Here is a 15,934-nt window from a genome sequence, read left to right as displayed (position 1 = left end):
CTAAATAGATGCTGCTTTTAACATTTAACGAACAAATTTCAAGGTGTTTTCAGCCGTTGACTTGAATTTACCAGACGGTCATATTTCAACACGCGAAATATCACTACCGCCCGTGGACGCGGTGCAACGGATTTAACGAACTGGAAACCAAAGAATGAAAAAAGTACTCATCGCTAGCCTGACCTTAGTCGCAATGACCACCGCACCAGCGCACGCCATCAACGCACAGTACCGTGCCCAGTTGGAGCGTTCCGGCTGCAACGAGATGAATGCTGGCAAGGGGTGCGACATCCACAAAACAAAGGCAGAGAATGCAAAAAACGCCGTGAAGCATACACCTAACTCGGTAAATGAATCCAACGTGCCGCAGTACGTTAAAGAGACTGAGAATATTATCAACCTCAAAGGGATCGCCGCAGAAGAATATTTGATAGAGCGTGGCTGGCGTCAGCAGGCAGATGGCGACTGGAAAAAAGGCGCTCACCTGATGCGCGTCATTGAGGATAAAAAAGGATTTGTGGCAAATGCCCAGATCATCAAGTAATAAAAGACCCCACACCGGGGGCCAGCCTTCGGCTGTTCAAATTCGTTCCTGACGAATTTATCACACAATTACTGACTTTATGAAATTCGAATTATTTTGGATATAGGGGGGATATTCTTCAGAAATATGTAGTTTATCGCCATGGATAAAGAAAAGCTTTTTAAAGCATAAAATACGTGGCGGTATGATTGAGTGATCTGTAAAAAAACATTGACGATATACACAAAGGGTAAATGTAATGAAAGCAAAATTAATTATGGTGTTGCTTTGTTTGTCTGTGGTGGGTAATGCTAACGCTATTAGCGCCTCATACCGTAGCCAGCTTGAGAAATCAGGTTGCACACAAGTTACTGATGGTAACGGCACATGTGATATTCATAAAAGTAAACGCGAAAACATGAAACACCATCACGCGGAATTAGCCCCCGCTGAACGCACTATAGATCAGGCTGTAGCCGGTAAAAAATTGAGTGAGGTTGTTCCCCTACTGGTTGCTAATGGCTGGGAACAGGATGATAACGCACCTTTAGAATTTGTCTCAAAAGAAGGTGTACGGATGATTTTAGACGTTAATCAGTCTAATGATCAGGTGCAGGGCGTAAATTTAAAATAATGAATAATCCTATTTTTATACTGTGGGCGGTAGTCTGTTTAGTAGGTTACATCATAACACTTCATCTTTATCGAGTTGAACAATGAAAACTATTTTTAAAATTCTGATGGTTTCTGCGGTTTGTGGTTCCCTCTATGGCTGTGTGGTACCTCTTGCAAATGATGATTATCAGGGAGCTGGCCACCATCATCATAAAAACAATAAGGGTTATAATGAAGAAGCAGGAAATCATAGCCATTATGTGACTCGAGACGGATTCACTCTGCCGCCTTGTGATGAAATCCCCGATGCCTCCCAGGCAGATAATGGCAACCGTTGCTGGTTCGAATGATAAACGATACGCAACTGACAGCGTTGTCGTGTTAGCGCATTGATAGTGCTCGCGTTCAATACTTCAAGGGAGGCGATACGTCTCCCTTTATCATCTTATATATTAAAGGGTTATCATTTCCTTCCCTTATTTACAAGGATGCGCTACTCTCACGAATGCGTTCGCAACCAAAATGGTTCGGGTCTGTATGCGTGCTTATTAAAGGCTACTAAAAATGAAAAAAACAATCCCAGAATATACGCCAGTTGACTTATCTTGTTGGGCAAGGAAGGAGCATTTTGAGGTATTTCAGACCTTTGCACAAAGCACATTTAACCAAACAGTTCTCTTAGACATTACCGTGCTGTTAAAACATATAAAAGAGGTTGGCTGGAAATTTTATCCTACTATTATTTTCCTGCTCTCTAAAGTCGTAAACAGACATACAGAGTTTCGTATGGCGATAAAGGACAATGAGCTTGTCATATGGAATGAAGTTCATCCAAGTTATACGATTTTCCATAATGAAACGGAGACCTTTTCATCATTATGGAGTCACTACGATGGCAATATTCATCACTTTCAACATGTTTATGCAGAAGACATGGCACGCTATAGTAATAACCTTTCTTACTGGCCTAAGGGAGAGTCGCTGGAAAATATATTTTTCGTGTCGGCCATTCCTTGGGTAAGTTTTACCAGTTTCAATATCAACGTTGCCAACATGCAGAACTTTTTTTCCCCCATGTTCACTATTGGGAAATACTACAACCAGGATGGAAAAGTATTGTTACCTCTCGCCATTCAGGTACATCATTCCGTGTGCGATGGTTTTCATGTGGCAAGATTGATCAATGAGTTACAAGAGATTAGCGATAACATATTGCACCATTCAGAAGAACGCAATGCTTGATGTGCCTGACGATCTCTTATTACCAGCAAGGATAGCAGTCATGTCTGCTAAGAGTACATAACCTCCCGCTACAGGGCAGCTTGAACGTAAAGCCGCCCTCTATTTTGCCTGTGATAAAGCAACAATGTTACTCAGCCATGCCGTGGTTAATGCGCGTTAACGGTTCATTGACATTAAAGATTCTGAATTGCACGTTTTGCACACCCAGCGGCTTCAGACGGGCTGTATGCTTTTTAACATATGCCAGCGCAGTTTCTTCGTCCTGGAACAGGTAGATGCCGCCGGCTTCCTGGGTTGCTTCGTTTTCTGTCCAGATTTTCCAGATAAAGCCAGGCTCCTGGTTAATGGATTCTGCCAGGTCGACAAGCTGGCGTGACATCTCTTCGCCAAACGGGCCCTGAAAATCAAAGTGCAACTGCAATAGTGTGTTTGACATAATTCCTCCATGGATAACGCTGATGCGGGTAAGTCAGTATCTTATTTTTAATTTATTGCACAATAAACGTCAAAAGATCGCTGATTCGCCAGTCGGTTGAAAATTCGTTATGATCCGCTCCCGTACTTTATCATGGCTGCCTGATGTCTACTCTCTTTGATACCTTTATTGCTCCGCCGTGCCATGACGAGATAGAGGTCCTCTATCAGGACGACCATCTGCTTCTTATCAATAAACCCACCGGTTTGCTAAGTCTGTCGGGAAAAAATCCGCAAAATATCGACTCGGTACATCACCGGCTGGTTCAGATTTATCCCGGCTGCACGCTGGTGCATCGACTTGATTTTGGCACTTCCGGGCTGATGGTGATTGCCCGCAATAAGGCTACCAATGCTGCGCTGTGCCAGCAATTCAGCCTGCGCGCTGTTACCAAGGTGTATAGCGCCTTGCTCTGTGGGCATTTGAGCGAGGATGAAGGGGTGATAGACGCTGCTATTGCCAAGGATCCGGCGCTGTTTCCGCTGATGTCGATATGCGCCATCAGCGGCAAACCCGCGCGCTCCCGCTATCGGGTTGTCGAGCGCTTTAATCATCCGCTGAAAGACGGGACTGTACTGCCATTAACGCGGGTACAGCTTTTCCCCGAAACCGGTCGCACCCATCAGTTGCGTATTCACTGTCAACATCTGGGATACGCCATTTGGGGCTGCGATCTGTACGGGGGGCGTCTGTTGCCGGGTACAGAACGGACGCCACGACTGATGCTGCATGCCAGCGAACTGCATTTTAAGCATCCTGTCAGCGGAGAAGCGATCAACGCCCACAATGGCAGTCCGTTCTGAATAGGGTGGAGAGAATAGCCGCCGGGGGACGGCTATTGCGGGGTGTTATCGCGCCGCGCGTTGTAAAATAATGGCGGACGGCTGGCGTTGCAGATAACGCATGCGCAGCATCATCATTACTGCAGCAGAGGTCAGACCGATAATAAAGCCGATCCAGAAACCTGCTGGACCCATGCGTTCAACTACCAGGTCGGTCAGTGCGAGGATATATCCGCTCGGTAAACCCAACACCCAGTAAGCGATAAAGGTGATAAAGAAAATGGAGCGCGTATCTTTATAACCACGCAGGATCCCACTGCCAATGACCTGAATCGAGTCCGATATCTGATACACGGCGGCCAGCAACATGAGCTGGGCAGCTAGCGTCACCACTTCAGGATTATTGTTGTAGAGCAGGGCGATGTGCTCACGCAGGGTCACGGTGAACACTGCGGTTAACACCGCCATGCAAACACCGACGCCCAACCCGGTTCTGGCTGCAGTTTGGGCGTCAAGCGTTGACCCCTGGCCCAGACGATAACCCACGCGAATCGTTACGGCGGCTGCCAGCGACATCGGCAGAACGAACATGAGCGAGCTAAAGTTCAGCGCGATTTGGTGTCCGGCCACGTCCACAATCCCCAGCGGGGAAACCAGCAATGCCACTACGGCGAACAACGTTACTTCAAAGAATAACGCCAGCGCAATCGGTAAGCCCAACTGGATCAGGCGCTTCATCACCGCGGTATCGGGTTTCTGGAAACCGCGGACGTTGCGAATATCACGCATTGAGCGCGCACGTTTAACGTAGGACAACATGGCGAGAAACATCACCCAGTACACCGCCGCAGTGGCAACGCCGCAGCCTACGCCGCCGAGTTCTGGCATGCCAAAATGCCCATAGATGAAAATGTAGTTAACCGGGATGTTGACCAACAGGCCGAGAAACCCCATCACCATCGCCGGTTTGGTTTTGGCCAGACCTTCACACTGGTTACGAGCTACCTGGAAGAATAAATAGCCAGGCGCGCCCCACAACAGCGCGCGCAGGTAGCCGACGGCTTTATCGGCCAGCGCCGGATCGATATTATCCATGGAGCGGATAATGTATCCCGCATTCCAGAGCACCACCATAATGAGCACAGATACGCTGCCCGCCAGCCAGAAACCCTGGCGTATTTGATGAGCAATGCGGTCGCGGCGACCCGATCCGTTAAGTTGCGCGATGACTGGCGTCAATGCCAGCAGGAGTCCGTGACCAAATAAGATGGCCGGGAGCCAAATGGAGGTCCCGATAGCGACGGCAGCCATGTCCGTCGCGCTGTATCCACCCGCCATGACGGTATCGACGAACCCCATTGCGGTTTGGGCGATTTGCGCAAGAATCACCGGAATTGCCAGAGCTAATAACTGACGCGCTTCGATTACATACTTTTGCACGTTTACACCATTATATTGTTGTTATTTGAGAGACTAAAAAAGCCGCCTGAGAGGGCAGCAAGAAGAAAATACAGGGGAAATTGCAGTCTATTGTAGCGAGGAATACGTAATTCTCCAGTGAAAAAACAGGTGGGGGCGGTGCATTGCTGGCAACCGCAATTTTCACCTGCTATTGTGCACAACAGATATGTCTTAATTACGTTCAGGAGTTAGAGGTATGTTTACGGGTATTGTGCAGGGCACCGCGAAACTGGTGTCTATTGATGAGAAACCAAATTTTCGTACGCATGTAGTGGAGTTACCTGAATACATGCTGGATGGCCTGGAGACGGGTGCATCAGTTGCACACAATGGTTGTTGTCTGACGGTGACCGACATTAACGGCAATCACATCAGCTTTGACCTGATGAAAGAAACGCTGCGTATTACCAATCTGGGCGAGCTTAAAGTGGGCGATCGGGTCAACGTAGAGCGCGCGGCAAAATTCAGCGATGAGATCGGCGGGCATTTAATGTCAGGCCATATTATGACTACCGCTGAGATATCAAAAATTCTGACCTCAGAAAATAATCGTCAGATCTGGTTTAAGGTGCAGGATGCGTCGTTGATGAAATATATCCTGTACAAAGGATTTATCGGCATTGATGGTATCAGCCTGACGGTTGGCGAAGTAACACCGACGCGTTTTTGCGTGCATTTGATCCCGGAAACGCTGGAGCGTACGACGCTTGGTAAGAAAAAACTGGGGGCTCGGGTCAACATCGAAATCGACCCACAAACGCAGGCGGTCGTGGATACCGTTGAGCGCGTGCTGGCGGCAAAAGAAAGTGCAGTAAATCACGTCACCGGCGAAGTCTAAGCCGGCGCGTTTCCAGGCCCCCGTTGAAGGCGGGGGCGAGAATGACTAGCGTGGAACGCGCAGACCGTGTTCTACGCCACGTGAGAATACCACCTGCCAGAGCTGAATATCACGGGCGCGAAATGCGCCGGCACAGGCGTTGAGGTAGTAGCTGAACATACGTTTAAAGCGCTCGGTGTAGTGATCGGTGATTTCAGGCCAGGTTGCCATAAAGCGCGTATGCCAGGCCATCAGTGTAGTATCGTAATCGGCGCCAAAGTTGTGCCAGTCTTCCATAACAAAATGCGGCTCGCTGGCTTTCGCAATCTGGCGCACGGACGGCAAGCAACCATTCGGGAAAATATACTTATTGATCCACGGATCGACGTTATTGTCGGTTTTTCTGGATCCAATGCTGTGGAGCAAAAACAGACCCTCTGGTTTTAAATTGCGATCGACAACATCAAAATAGGTGTTGTAGTTTTTTGGACCCACATGCTCAAACATGCCAACGGAGACAATGCGGTCGAAACGATCGTGCAGGTCGCGGTAATCCTCAAGCAAAATAGTGACATCCAGCCCTTCACACCGTGTTTGTGCCAGTTTCTGCTGTTCGGCAGAAATGGTCACCCCCACGACGCTGACGCCGTAATGGGCGGCCATAAACTGGGACAAGCCTCCCCAGCCGCAGCCAATGTCCAGCACGCGCATCCCCGGTTTGAGCTGTAATTTTTCGGCGATCATATTGAGCTTCGCCTGTTGGGCTGACTCCAGGGTCGTGGCGTCCTTCCAGTAGGCACAGGAATATTGCATGTAGGGATCAAGCATGCGGGTGAAGAGATCGTTGCCTAAATCGTAGTGTTCTTTTCCGACAACCCACGCGCGTTTTTTATTCTGTAAATTGAACAGGCGCGCGGCGGCGATTCGCAGCGTGTCTTTAAAGTGGCGGGGGAGTTGGTCTTCAAGGCCGGCACGTAAAACCTGAGTAAAAAACATGTCCAGCCGATCGCATTCCCACCAGCCATCCATATAACTTTCACCTAAACCCAGCGAACCTTCCTGTAAAACTCGCTTGTAAAAATCGGGGTTGTTAACGCGAATATCTGCCGGTGCAGTACCATTAATGGTAATGCCCGCACGGTTTAATAATTCACTGGTGATTCGATACCAGTCATCATCTGGTACGCTGACGTCTTCTATACACGATGAACTCATAGCTTCTCCATCACAGGTCGGTGATCAGAACCTTAAAACAGCGTAGACGCTTTTTTGGGCTTTGTGAGAAATCTCACGGAATGAATCCGCGAATCTGTTTTCCGACGTAGAACAGAGGAAGGGAGAACCCCTTACCGAAAAGGCCATCCGTGGTTAAGCGGGAACATGCGTGTTCCCGTTAACACATAAAAATTATCGTTTTTGTAACAACTGGAAATCAGTATAGGCCTGAATTTTTGTGGGTTCAATCAAAAAATATTAGCCCGCTAATTAATTATTCAAGCGCTATGAATGTGATTCGCCAGGCGCAGCAGTAGAAACCTCATCAGCGTGAGAGCGACATTCTTTCTGCGACTGCATTTTGTACCCCAGCGCGGCCAGCAACACCGTAGACAGCATGACGCCGGTGGTGGTGAATAGCGGCGTGCTGATCAACCACGACACAACCAGACTTGCCAGGAAGCATAAGCCCAGTTGCAGCGTATTCTGCAGGGCTGCGGCACGTCCTGTTGCCTGTGGGAAGGGACGCAAAGCCTGAGCAACGACAATCGGATAGATAGCACCGTTCGCTATTGCCATCACGCAGAATGGGATCAGGATTTCGGCTAGCGCAACGTGGTGAATAAAGCCGACCGCCCAGGTAGCGATAACGCTCACTGCATACAGAATGAGCAGCCACGGCAGTAATTGACGACCTTCCCATTTTTGCAGGGCGGCACGACAGCCGTATCCGCCGATCAAAAAGGCGATGGTTTGCGGCACATAGCTCAGGCCAATGACGGCCGGGCTATAGCCCATCTCGCTCAGGATAAATGGCGAACCGGTCAGCCACGCGAAAAAGCTCGCGGAACAGGCCGCATAAATCAGCACGTTGCCGCGGTAGGTTCTGGAGCGCAACAGGGTGGCAAAGGTGAGCTTATCCTGGCTATCGTCACGCGCTTTAGCCGTGGGCTTCAGGCGCAGGGCCGGCAGCATCAGGATCAGGGTGATGGCAAACAGGGTGGCAAAGATAGCCTGCCAGGAAAAATGCATCAGGATCCAACTGCCTAATAATGGCGCGAGCGCGGGAGATAACCCGACCAGCGGCATAATGGTGGCAAAGATACGGTTCACTTTTTGCGAGGGATAATAATCAGCAACCAGCGCCTGCCATATAACCGACGCCGCACAGACGCCCACAGCCTGGATAAAGCGCAACACCAGCAAGCCGGTGGCGTTTTCGACCCAAAGCATGCCAAGACTGCTCAGCGCGAAGATGGAGAGGCCCAGTAGCAAAATAGGCTTGCGGCCATAATGGTCGGAGAGTGGCCCCCACAGAAGTTGCGCGATGGCAAAACCCGCCAAGAACAGGCTAAGGCTGGCGCTGACGGCTGATGCTGGGGTTTGCAAATCGGACTGAATAGCCGCAAATGCTGGCAAATACATATCCGTTGCCAGAAAACCGAGCACGCTAAGACCTGCCAGCCAGACTAAAAACCCTTTTCCAGGTTGCATCATTATTTCTCTTTATAAGCAATAGAACAGTGCCGCTGAGTGTAGTGAGTGAAATTCTTGCTGTGAAACGCTAATATTTGCTTATTGATTTCAAATTTTTTGCAGGCAGAGTATGTGGTCAGAATATTCCCTTGAAGTGGTGGATGCAGTCGCACGCAACGGCAGCTTTAGTTCTGCCGCCCAGGAGTTGCACCGCGTGCCTTCGGCGGTGAGCTATACCGTGCGTCAACTGGAGGAGTGGCTGGCTGTGCCTCTTTTCGAACGTCGCCATCGGGATGTGGAATTAACCCCCGCCGGGGCGTGTTTTTTAAAAGAAGGGCGCTCTGTTATCAAAAAAATGCAGATCACTCGCCAACAATGTCAGCAAATTGCCAACGGCTGGCGTGGGCAACTGGCGATTGCCGTCGATAATATTGTCAGGCCGGAACGGACCCGACAGATGATTGTGGATTTCTACCGTCATTTTGATGATGTGGAGTTAATCGTTTTTCAGGAGGTGTTTAACGGCGTCTGGGATGCGTTATCGGACGGGCGCGTGGAGTTGGCGATTGGCGCGACGCAGGCTATTCCGGTAGGGGGGCGCTATACGTTTCGCGATATGGGAATGTTGAGCTGGAACTGCGTGGTGGCAAGTCATCATCCGCTGGCGTCGATGCCGGGACCGCTCAGTGACGATACGTTGCGCAACTGGCCGTCGCTGGTACGAGAAGACACCTCCCGTACGTTGCCAAAACGTATTACCTGGCTACTGGATAACCAAAAAAGGGTGGTAGTGCCTGACTGGGAGTCATCTGCCACCTGTTTATCGGCTGGACTCTGTGTTGGGATGGTGCCAACGCATTTTTCCAAACCGTGGATCGACAGCGGAAAATGGGTTGCACTACAGCTTGAAAATCCCTTTCCTGATGCCGCGTGTTGCCTGACCTGGCAGCAAAACGATACGTCACCCGCACTGAGATGGCTGCTGGACTATTTAGGGGACAGTGAAACGTTGAATAAAGAGTGGCTGCGGGAGCCAGAGTAAGGCTCCCGCACAACAGATTATCGACGATAATCGCGGAACGGACCATCGGCCACGGAGCGACGTTCTACCAGGCGCGGGTGCACCTCAATAGACTGTGACTCTTCGCGTTTATTCACGATACGGTCTAACAGCATGTTAAAGGCCGTTTCACCGAGCGAATCTTTTGGCTGATGAATGGTGGTTAATGCCGGGGTGAAGAAGCGGGCGTTACGCACGTTGTCGTAACCAATCAGCGACACATCTTGCGGGACGCGCAGGCCCATCTCGTCAGCGGCGCAAAGCGCGCCCATCGCCATGATATCACCACCACAGAAGACGGCGGTCGGGCGGTGCGACTGGGAGAGGATCTGCTGCATGGCGCGATACCCGGATTCAGGCTCAAAATCGCCCTGGACAATCCAGTTGTCAGGCACTTTAATCAGCGCTTCTTCCATCGCCTTCATAAAGCCCGCCAGGCGTCCGGCGCCGGTGTTACGCTCCATAGGTCCTGGGATCACACCAATCTCGCGATGACCGCGTTCAACCAGATAACGGCCTGCCATATAACCGCCTTCAAAGGCGTTATCGATGACCGTATCGGTAAAATCGGCTTTGGCTTCGCCCCAATCCATCACCACCATCGGAATATGGCGATATTCTTCGAGCATGGAAAGCAGAGGTTCCGGGTATTCAGAACACATCACCAGCAGACCATCTACGCGCTTCTGCGCCATCATGGAGAGGTAGGCCTGCTGTTTCTCGAGGCTGTTCCACGCGTTGCCCAGAATCAGCGTATAGCCTTTCTGGAAGCAGTTTTTCTCAACGGCTTCGATGATTTCCGCAAAGTAGGCGGCTTCGCTGCTGGTCGCCAACAAGCCAATCGATTTAGTGTGATTCACCTTCAGACTGCGTGCCACCGCGCTTGGGGAATAATGTAGTTCTTTAATTGCTGCCCAGACGGCATTGCGCGTTTCTTCCGCGACAAAGCGTGTTTTGTTAATTACGTGTGATACGGTTGTAGTGGAAACGTTTGCTCGCTTCGCTACATCTTTAATTGTTGCCATTACATCTCACTCCAGACCATATCCTAAGTTCCTGAGAATACTCCAGGTAAACGTTTGCCTTCACACACCCTTCGCGCAACATCAGGGTTGCGGTACGCCAGGAAAACGACACGGAACGTCAGGAAGGGGTCAATGGCCGGTACGCTAATCAAGTAAGCGTGGAATTTTGTCTGATCTTTACGAAAAGGGGAAGAGTTAAAAGCATTTATCAATATAAATCGTGAGAGATTTTTACCTTCAAGTGTGCAAAAATGCGCAATATCACTTTTTGTGTGGGAATAAAAAGGAGAAAACTTGATGAGCACCGATCTGAAATTTTCGTTAGTCACCACCATTATTGTTCTGGGTTTGATTGTTGCCAGTGGTTTAACCGCCGCGCTGCATTGATGTATCGCCGAGGGAGAGCTATCTCCCTCATCCCGCCAACCCGTCCCCCCACTGCTATTGTTTGCAAATAAGCAAAAGTCTTTTGCATTTTTGTTAACTTTATTATTTTTGCGATCAATGTCATGCTTTTGACTCTTATTCTGTGTCGTGCCACGGCTCGACGTTACGGAGTCGCTGTATGAAAATAAATTATCCACTACTGGCGCTGGCGATAGGGGCGTTTGGTATCGGCACGACAGAGTTTTCTCCGATGGGGTTATTACCCGTCATCGCTAAAGGCGTCGATGTCTCGATTCCGGCGGCAGGGATGCTAATTAGCGCCTATGCGGTAGGGGTGATGGTCGGTGCACCGTTAATGACCTTATTGCTTTCTCATCGCGGGCGCCGCAATGCGCTGATTTTTCTGATGGCGATTTTTACGCTCGGCAACGTGCTGTCGGCGTTATCTCCCGATTACACTACTCTGATGCTGTCGCGTATTCTGACCAGTCTTAACCATGGGGCCTTTTTTGGTCTCGGCTCGGTTGTAGCGGCAAGCGTGGTGCCAAAGCACAAACAGGCCAGCGCTGTCGCCACCATGTTTATGGGACTCACCATCGCCAATATTGGTGGCGTTCCTGCAGCGACCTGGCTGGGTGAAACCATCGGCTGGCGCATGTCCTTTATGGCAACGGCGGGTCTGGGGGTTATCTCGATGGTCAGCCTGTTCTTCTCGTTGCCGAAAGGCGGAGCAGGGGAGCGCCCGAACGTGCGCAGAGAGCTGGCGGTGCTCATGCGCCCGCAGGTGGTGTCAGCGTTGCTGACTACTGTGCTGGGCGCCGGTGCGATGTTCACGCTCTATACCTATATTTCACCGGTGCTACATAGCATCACCCATGCCACGCCTGCCTTTGTAACCGGAATGCTGGTGCTGATTGGCGTCGGGTTCTCAATCGGTAACTATCTGGGCGGCAAGCTGGCGGACCGCTCAGTCAACGGCACGCTGAAAGGCTTCTTACTGCTATTGATGGTGATTATGCTGGCAATCCCGTTACTGGCGCGTAGTGAATTGGGTGCAGCCATCAGCATGGTAGTCTGGGGCGCGGCAACCTTTGCGGTAGTTCCGCCGTTACAGATGCGTGTGATGCGCGTTGCCAGCGACGCGCCGGGCTTATCATCCTCGGTCAACATTGGTGCGTTTAATCTGGGGAATGCGCTAGGTGCGGCGGCGGGTGGCGCAGTGATATCGGGTGGTTTAGGTTACAGTTTTGTCCCGGTGATGGGGGCAATTGTGGCTGGGATGGCGTTGCTACTGGTCTTTGTCTCCGCGAGAAAACAGCCTGACGAGGCCTGCAGCGTCACGAACTAACGCTAAAACGCAGAAGGGAGTCCCTTCTGCGTTATCATTTTTATGCTGCGAAGTTTTTCGCAACAAACTCCCAGTTCACCAGCGCCCAGAAATGTTCCAGGTAGCCAGGACGCGCGTTGCGATAGTCGATGTAGTAGGCGTGTTCCCACACATCAACGGTCATCAGCGGCGTTGCATCGGTGGTCAGCGGTGTTCCGGCATTTGACGTGGAAACGATAGCCAGTTTGCCATCAGTACCTTTTACCAGCCAGGTCCAGCCAGCGCCGAAGTTTTTGATCGCCGCATCGGTGAATTGCGCTTTGAAGTCAGCGAAGCTACCAAAAGATGCAACAATGGCTTCAGCCAGTTCACCGGTCGGTTCGCCGCCCGCGTTGGGTGCCAGGCAGTTCCAGTAGAAGGTGTGGTTCCAGACCTGAGCCGCGTTGTTAAACACACCACCTTCAGAGCTACGTACGATCTCTTCCAGTGATTTGCCTTCAAACGCCGTGCCTTTGATCAGGTTATTCAGGTTAGTAACGTAAGTCTGGTGGTGTTTGCCATAGTGGTATTCCAGCGTTTCAGCAGAAATGTGCGGCGCCAGAGCATCTTTGGCATACGGTAATGCAGGTAATTCGAACGACATTGCTTCTCTCCTTATTATTTATATTGAGTACACACAATAGCCTCATTGTGAGTAAGGATAGGGTAGCAAATTGAAAGGTTATGCAAAAGAAGAACTTACCCTACAGCACATACTGTAGGGTAAGATTTTAGCGAATTGTTTTTGGCGTCATGACACGACGAGCGCCCACATAGTGGCGCTGCCAGTAATCTTCACTCAGGGAGGTGATTTGGATCTCCTGACCGCTACGTGGTGACTGAATAAACTTACCGTTGCCAACGTAGACACCAACGTGATCGGCGGTGCCGCGGCCCTGGGTACGGAAGAAGACCAAATCGCCGTTTTTCAGTTCATCGCGGTCGATCGGTGCTGCGTCGCGCAGGTGGTACATTTCATTGGCAGTACGCGGAATGCGGAACTTCACCAGGTCCTTATACGCGTAATAAACCAGACCACTGCAATCAAAACCGGTTCTCGGCGAAGAGCCACCCCAGCGGTAGGGTTTACCGATCTGGTTCATCAGAGTAGACATCGCGGTTTTGGTCGCTTTTTGCACTTTCACTTTATGGGCATCAGCGAGGGCTACCGGGGCTGTTGATTTTACTTTTACACAGCGCGGCTTGTGACCTTTGCGCGGGGTGCATTTTTCAGTCCAGGTGACCGCAGCGGTTTGTGTTGTTGCGACTTTACTGCGACGGTTGACCGTTTTGGTTGTTTTTGCAGGTGTCGCGGTGCGTTTTTTGGAAGAGGAAGCGGTTTTGGTGCTGGATTTACTGGTGGTTTTTTTTGCCGTTTTCTTGCTGGTTTGTGTGACTTTTTTACTGGCTGTCGCGCTTTTCTTTTTATCTACCGTTTTGAGCGTGTGGGAAACGGCAGGTGTCGTCCTGGCCTGCTTGGAAGCATGGGCCACTGACGTAAAAGGGAGTGTGGTAAAAAGCAAAGCACAGAGCGTGATCGAGATCCGGTTTATCCGCGCCACTGAGCAGTCCTCTGTTAGGGCAGGTCTATCATGCCTGCGTGTGATTTTCAAAACTTGATGATTCTAATCTATAGAAACGGGGAAAGTTAATAGCTTTTTTTGTTTAAAATAGTGTTTCGTTACCGACCGCAAAAAAAAACAGCAATCAACGCCAATACTGGCGAAGGGATAATCAATTCCTTGTGCATAAAAGGGATAAGTAAGATTCTGAATGCAACTTATGGCGACTGGCGATAAAATAATAACCGTAAGAAAAATGTTATTTTCCGTTGTCAGTCAGACCCGTTACAATGTCAGACTACTGCCGTAAAAGAAGTTAAGGAAGCAAGATAATGAGCACCACTATCGAAAAAATCCAGCGCCAGATCGCTGAAAACCCGATTCTCCTGTACATGAAAGGTTCTCCAAAACTGCCAAGCTGCGGTTTTTCCGCTCAGGCTGTGCAGGCGCTGTCTGCCTGTGGTGAACGCTTTGCTTATGTTGATATTCTGCAAAACCCGGATATTCGCGCCGAGTTGCCGAAATACGCAAACTGGCCAACCTTCCCGCAGCTGTGGGTTGATGGTGAGCTGGTTGGCGGCTGCGACATTTTAATCGAAATGTACCAGCGCGGTGAATTGCAGCAGCTTATCAAAGAGACTGCGGCGAAGTACAAAACCGAAGAGCCGGACGCTGAGTAATCAGCAGAAACGAAAAAGCGACCAATCTGGTCGCTTTTTTTATGGTCCGCTTATGCCTCTTCAGGCATTGGCAGGGGCCACCCACCAAGGCGTTTCCAGCGGTTAACGATTTCGCAAAACAGCACTGCCGTCCGTTCGGTGTCATACAGCGCAGAGTGCGCCTGGTTGCCATCAAACTCCATTCCTGCAGCCAGACACGCTTTAGACAGTACGGTTTGCCCGAGCGAAAGACCGCTTAAGGCCGCAGTGTCAAAGGTCACAAACGGGTGAAATGGGTTGCGCTTCAGCGAGGCGCGTTCGGCGGCTGCCATCATGAAGCTGTGATCGAAGGTGGCATTATGCGCAACCATAATCGCCCGATTGCAGCCGCTGTCTTTGATGCCTTTACGCACCATTTTGAAGATGGCGTGCAGGGCGTCGTATTCGCTGACCGCGCCGCGCAGCGGGTTGCTCGGATCAATACCGTTAAACGCAAGTGCTTCTGGTTGCAGATTTGCCCCTTCAAACGGTTCGACGTGGAAATGCAACGTCATGTCCGGCATCAGCCAGCCTTGTTCATCCATTTTCAGCGTGATGGCTGCAATCTCGAGCAGCGCATCGGTTTTGGCGTTAAATCCTGCTGTTTCTACATCAATGACGACAGGATAAAAACCACGAAAACGGTCACACAGACCGGAAAGTTGAGCGTTATCGGACATCTGGGTCTCTTAATACGGGAAAATTGCAGCGCGTATTATGACAAAATGATGAGTATAAAACTACGGGCACAGACGATCTGCGCCCGAGGGGAGGTTAGTCACCCAGGCCGCGGCCTGCGTCTTTCTCTTCGATCAGTTCGATTTTGTAACCGTCCGGATCTTCTACAAATGCGATAACCGTCGTCCCGCCTTTGACCGGACCCGCTTCGCGCGTCACGTTGCCGCCGTTCTGACGAATGCGCTCGCAGGCTTCTGCGGCGTTGTCTACGCTCAGAGCAATGTGGCCGTAGGCAGTGCCCAGGTCATATTTGTCGACGCCCCAGTTGTAGGTCAGCTCAATGACGGCTTCATCGGTCTCAGGACCGTAACCGACAAAGGCCAGAGAATACTTGTATTCAGGGTTTTCACTGGTACGCAGCAGCTTCATGCCCAGCACGTTGGTGTAAAATTCGATGGAACGCTGCAGGTCACCTACGCGCAGCATGGTATGAAGTAAACGCATCTTTTTCCCCTTCAAAAATGGCTAGTACATTCAATATGTTGTTTTAGT

19 protein-coding genes are annotated in these 15,934 nt (G+C 50.4%); 10 read left to right on the top strand and 9 right to left on the bottom strand.

The window, feature by feature from the left end; genetic code table 11:
• Positions 1-154: 154 nt before the first annotated feature.
• The 4 genes from AC3ITF_RS11470 (at position 155) to catA (ending at position 2,380) form a co-directional block, all read left to right on the top strand.
• Positions 155-544, top strand: coding sequence for a hypothetical protein (locus AC3ITF_RS11470; RefSeq protein ID WP_135912099.1), 390 nt, complete (start codon positions 155-157; stop codon positions 542-544).
• A 238-nt stretch (positions 545-782) separates the two neighbouring features.
• Positions 783-1,157 (top strand): hypothetical protein, encoded by a 375-nt coding sequence (locus AC3ITF_RS11465; protein WP_115258584.1) that lies wholly within the window; start codon positions 783-785, stop codon positions 1,155-1,157.
• 82 nt (positions 1,158-1,239) lie between these two features.
• Positions 1,240-1,488, top strand: a complete 249-nt coding sequence (locus AC3ITF_RS11460) for a hypothetical protein (protein ID WP_135912098.1) — start codon at positions 1,240-1,242, stop codon at positions 1,486-1,488.
• Positions 1,489-1,702: 214 nt separating this feature from the next.
• Entirely contained in the window at positions 1,703-2,380 is a 678-nt protein-coding gene (gene catA, locus AC3ITF_RS11455; protein WP_135912097.1) for a type A chloramphenicol O-acetyltransferase, read from the top strand.
• A gap of 127 nt (positions 2,381-2,507) precedes the next feature.
• Here catA and AC3ITF_RS11450 read toward each other — a convergent pair whose 3' ends face one another.
• Positions 2,508-2,816 carry a monooxygenase gene (locus AC3ITF_RS11450; RefSeq protein WP_135912096.1) on the bottom strand — a complete coding sequence of 103 codons (309 nt, stop codon included), beginning with the start codon at positions 2,814-2,816 and terminating at the stop codon, positions 2,508-2,510.
• Positions 2,817-2,959: 143 nt separating this feature from the next.
• Here AC3ITF_RS11450 and AC3ITF_RS11445 point away from each other — a divergent pair, with 143 nt between their 5' ends.
• Positions 2,960-3,658 (top strand): RluA family pseudouridine synthase, encoded by a 699-nt coding sequence (locus AC3ITF_RS11445; RefSeq protein WP_115258581.1) that lies wholly within the window; start codon positions 2,960-2,962, stop codon positions 3,656-3,658.
• A gap of 45 nt (positions 3,659-3,703) precedes the next feature.
• Here the strand turns inward: AC3ITF_RS11445 and mdtK are convergent, their stop codons facing one another.
• Positions 3,704-5,077 carry an MdtK family multidrug efflux MATE transporter gene (mdtK, locus tag AC3ITF_RS11440; RefSeq protein WP_096757166.1) on the bottom strand — a complete coding sequence of 458 codons (1,374 nt, stop codon included), beginning with the start codon at positions 5,075-5,077 and terminating at the stop codon, positions 3,704-3,706.
• A gap of 217 nt (positions 5,078-5,294) precedes the next feature.
• Here mdtK and AC3ITF_RS11435 point away from each other — a divergent pair, with 217 nt between their 5' ends.
• Complete coding sequence (locus tag AC3ITF_RS11435; protein WP_096757165.1) at positions 5,295-5,936, top strand: riboflavin synthase subunit alpha; 642 nt, start codon at positions 5,295-5,297, stop codon at positions 5,934-5,936.
• Positions 5,937-5,981: 45 nt separating this feature from the next.
• On the opposite strand, the gene cfa is transcribed toward AC3ITF_RS11435, so the two are convergent.
• Positions 5,982-7,130: a cyclopropane fatty acyl phospholipid synthase gene (cfa, locus tag AC3ITF_RS11430; RefSeq protein ID WP_135912094.1), complete on the bottom strand. Its 1,149-nt coding sequence runs from the start codon at positions 7,128-7,130 to the stop codon at positions 5,982-5,984.
• 285 nt (positions 7,131-7,415) lie between these two features.
• The gene (gene punC / locus AC3ITF_RS11425; RefSeq protein WP_096757163.1) at positions 7,416-8,624 is read right to left on the bottom strand and encodes a purine nucleoside transporter PunC; all 1,209 of its coding nucleotides are present in this window, start codon (positions 8,622-8,624) and stop codon (positions 7,416-7,418) included.
• A 112-nt stretch (positions 8,625-8,736) separates the two neighbouring features.
• Here punC and punR point away from each other — a divergent pair, with 112 nt between their 5' ends.
• A complete protein-coding gene (gene punR / locus AC3ITF_RS11420) occupies positions 8,737-9,648 on the top strand; it encodes a DNA-binding transcriptional activator PunR (protein ID WP_135912093.1) in 912 nt (303 codons plus the stop codon).
• A gap of 17 nt (positions 9,649-9,665) precedes the next feature.
• Here the strand turns inward: punR and purR are convergent, their stop codons facing one another.
• Positions 9,666-10,691 carry an HTH-type transcriptional repressor PurR gene (purR, locus tag AC3ITF_RS11415; RefSeq protein ID WP_096757161.1) on the bottom strand — a complete coding sequence of 342 codons (1,026 nt, stop codon included), beginning with the start codon at positions 10,689-10,691 and terminating at the stop codon, positions 9,666-9,668.
• A 297-nt stretch (positions 10,692-10,988) separates the two neighbouring features.
• Between purR and cydH the strand changes: the two genes are divergently transcribed.
• Positions 10,989-11,078 (top strand): cytochrome bd-I accessory subunit CydH, encoded by a 90-nt coding sequence (cydH, locus tag AC3ITF_RS11410; RefSeq protein WP_072036634.1) that lies wholly within the window; start codon positions 10,989-10,991, stop codon positions 11,076-11,078.
• Positions 11,079-11,256: 178 nt separating this feature from the next.
• The gene (locus tag AC3ITF_RS11405; RefSeq protein WP_115258577.1) at positions 11,257-12,426 is read left to right on the top strand and encodes an MFS transporter; all 1,170 of its coding nucleotides are present in this window, start codon (positions 11,257-11,259) and stop codon (positions 12,424-12,426) included.
• A 40-nt stretch (positions 12,427-12,466) separates the two neighbouring features.
• On the opposite strand, the gene sodB is transcribed toward AC3ITF_RS11405, so the two are convergent.
• Together sodB and AC3ITF_RS11395 are read right to left on the bottom strand one after the other, a co-directional pair.
• Positions 12,467-13,048 (bottom strand): superoxide dismutase [Fe], encoded by a 582-nt coding sequence (gene sodB / locus AC3ITF_RS11400; protein ID WP_096757159.1) that lies wholly within the window; start codon positions 13,046-13,048, stop codon positions 12,467-12,469.
• A 127-nt stretch (positions 13,049-13,175) separates the two neighbouring features.
• Positions 13,176-14,006, bottom strand: a complete 831-nt coding sequence (locus AC3ITF_RS11395) for a C40 family peptidase (protein ID WP_117343058.1) — start codon at positions 14,004-14,006, stop codon at positions 13,176-13,178.
• 332 nt (positions 14,007-14,338) lie between these two features.
• On the opposite strand from AC3ITF_RS11395, the gene grxD reads away from it, so the two are divergent.
• Positions 14,339-14,686, top strand: a complete 348-nt coding sequence (gene grxD, locus AC3ITF_RS11390; RefSeq protein ID WP_003832760.1) for a monothiol glutaredoxin 4 — start codon at positions 14,339-14,341, stop codon at positions 14,684-14,686.
• Positions 14,687-14,736: 50 nt separating this feature from the next.
• Here the strand turns inward: grxD and rnt are convergent, their stop codons facing one another.
• A complete protein-coding gene (rnt, locus tag AC3ITF_RS11385; RefSeq protein WP_096757157.1) occupies positions 14,737-15,384 on the bottom strand; it encodes a ribonuclease T in 648 nt (215 codons plus the stop codon).
• Between the two features lie 94 nt (positions 15,385-15,478).
• Positions 15,479-15,886, bottom strand: a complete 408-nt coding sequence (gene gloA / locus AC3ITF_RS11380; protein ID WP_115258575.1) for a lactoylglutathione lyase — start codon at positions 15,884-15,886, stop codon at positions 15,479-15,481.
• Positions 15,887-15,934: the final 48 nt, after the last annotated feature.

This window comes from Citrobacter sp. KH_055_1 (assembly GCF_057838705.1).
Note: the sequence above shows the minus strand (reverse complement) of the source record. Positions and strands in the feature narration are given on the sequence as shown.

Excerpts from the sequence above, each read along its gene's own strand:
- AC3ITF_RS11470 (WP_135912099.1), top strand. The coding sequence starts at position 155 with ATGAAAAAAGTACTCATCGCTAGCCTGACCTTAGTCGCAATGACCACC.
- AC3ITF_RS11465 (WP_115258584.1), top strand. The coding sequence starts at position 783 with ATGAAAGCAAAATTAATTATGGTGTTGCTTTGTTTGTCTGTGGTGGGT.
- AC3ITF_RS11460 (WP_135912098.1), top strand. The coding sequence starts at position 1,240 with ATGAAAACTATTTTTAAAATTCTGATGGTTTCTGCGGTTTGTGGTTCC.
- catA (WP_135912097.1), top strand. The coding sequence starts at position 1,703 with ATGAAAAAAACAATCCCAGAATATACGCCAGTTGACTTATCTTGTTGG.
- AC3ITF_RS11450 (WP_135912096.1), bottom strand. The coding sequence starts at position 2,816 with ATGTCAAACACACTATTGCAGTTGCACTTTGATTTTCAGGGCCCGTTT.
- AC3ITF_RS11445 (WP_115258581.1), top strand. The coding sequence starts at position 2,960 with ATGTCTACTCTCTTTGATACCTTTATTGCTCCGCCGTGCCATGACGAG.
- AC3ITF_RS11435 (WP_096757165.1), top strand. The coding sequence starts at position 5,295 with ATGTTTACGGGTATTGTGCAGGGCACCGCGAAACTGGTGTCTATTGAT.
- cfa (WP_135912094.1), bottom strand. The coding sequence starts at position 7,130 with ATGAGTTCATCGTGTATAGAAGACGTCAGCGTACCAGATGATGACTGG.
- punC (WP_096757163.1), bottom strand. The coding sequence starts at position 8,624 with ATGCAACCTGGAAAAGGGTTTTTAGTCTGGCTGGCAGGTCTTAGCGTG.
- punR (WP_135912093.1), top strand. The coding sequence starts at position 8,737 with ATGTGGTCAGAATATTCCCTTGAAGTGGTGGATGCAGTCGCACGCAAC.
- purR (WP_096757161.1), bottom strand. The coding sequence starts at position 10,691 with ATGGCAACAATTAAAGATGTAGCGAAGCGAGCAAACGTTTCCACTACA.
- cydH (WP_072036634.1), top strand. The coding sequence starts at position 10,989 with ATGAGCACCGATCTGAAATTTTCGTTAGTCACCACCATTATTGTTCTG.
- AC3ITF_RS11405 (WP_115258577.1), top strand. The coding sequence starts at position 11,257 with ATGAAAATAAATTATCCACTACTGGCGCTGGCGATAGGGGCGTTTGGT.
- sodB (WP_096757159.1), bottom strand. The coding sequence starts at position 13,048 with ATGTCGTTCGAATTACCTGCATTACCGTATGCCAAAGATGCTCTGGCG.
- grxD (WP_003832760.1), top strand. The coding sequence starts at position 14,339 with ATGAGCACCACTATCGAAAAAATCCAGCGCCAGATCGCTGAAAACCCG.
- rnt (WP_096757157.1), bottom strand. The coding sequence starts at position 15,384 with ATGTCCGATAACGCTCAACTTTCCGGTCTGTGTGACCGTTTTCGTGGT.
- gloA (WP_115258575.1), bottom strand. The coding sequence starts at position 15,886 with ATGCGTTTACTTCATACCATGCTGCGCGTAGGTGACCTGCAGCGTTCC.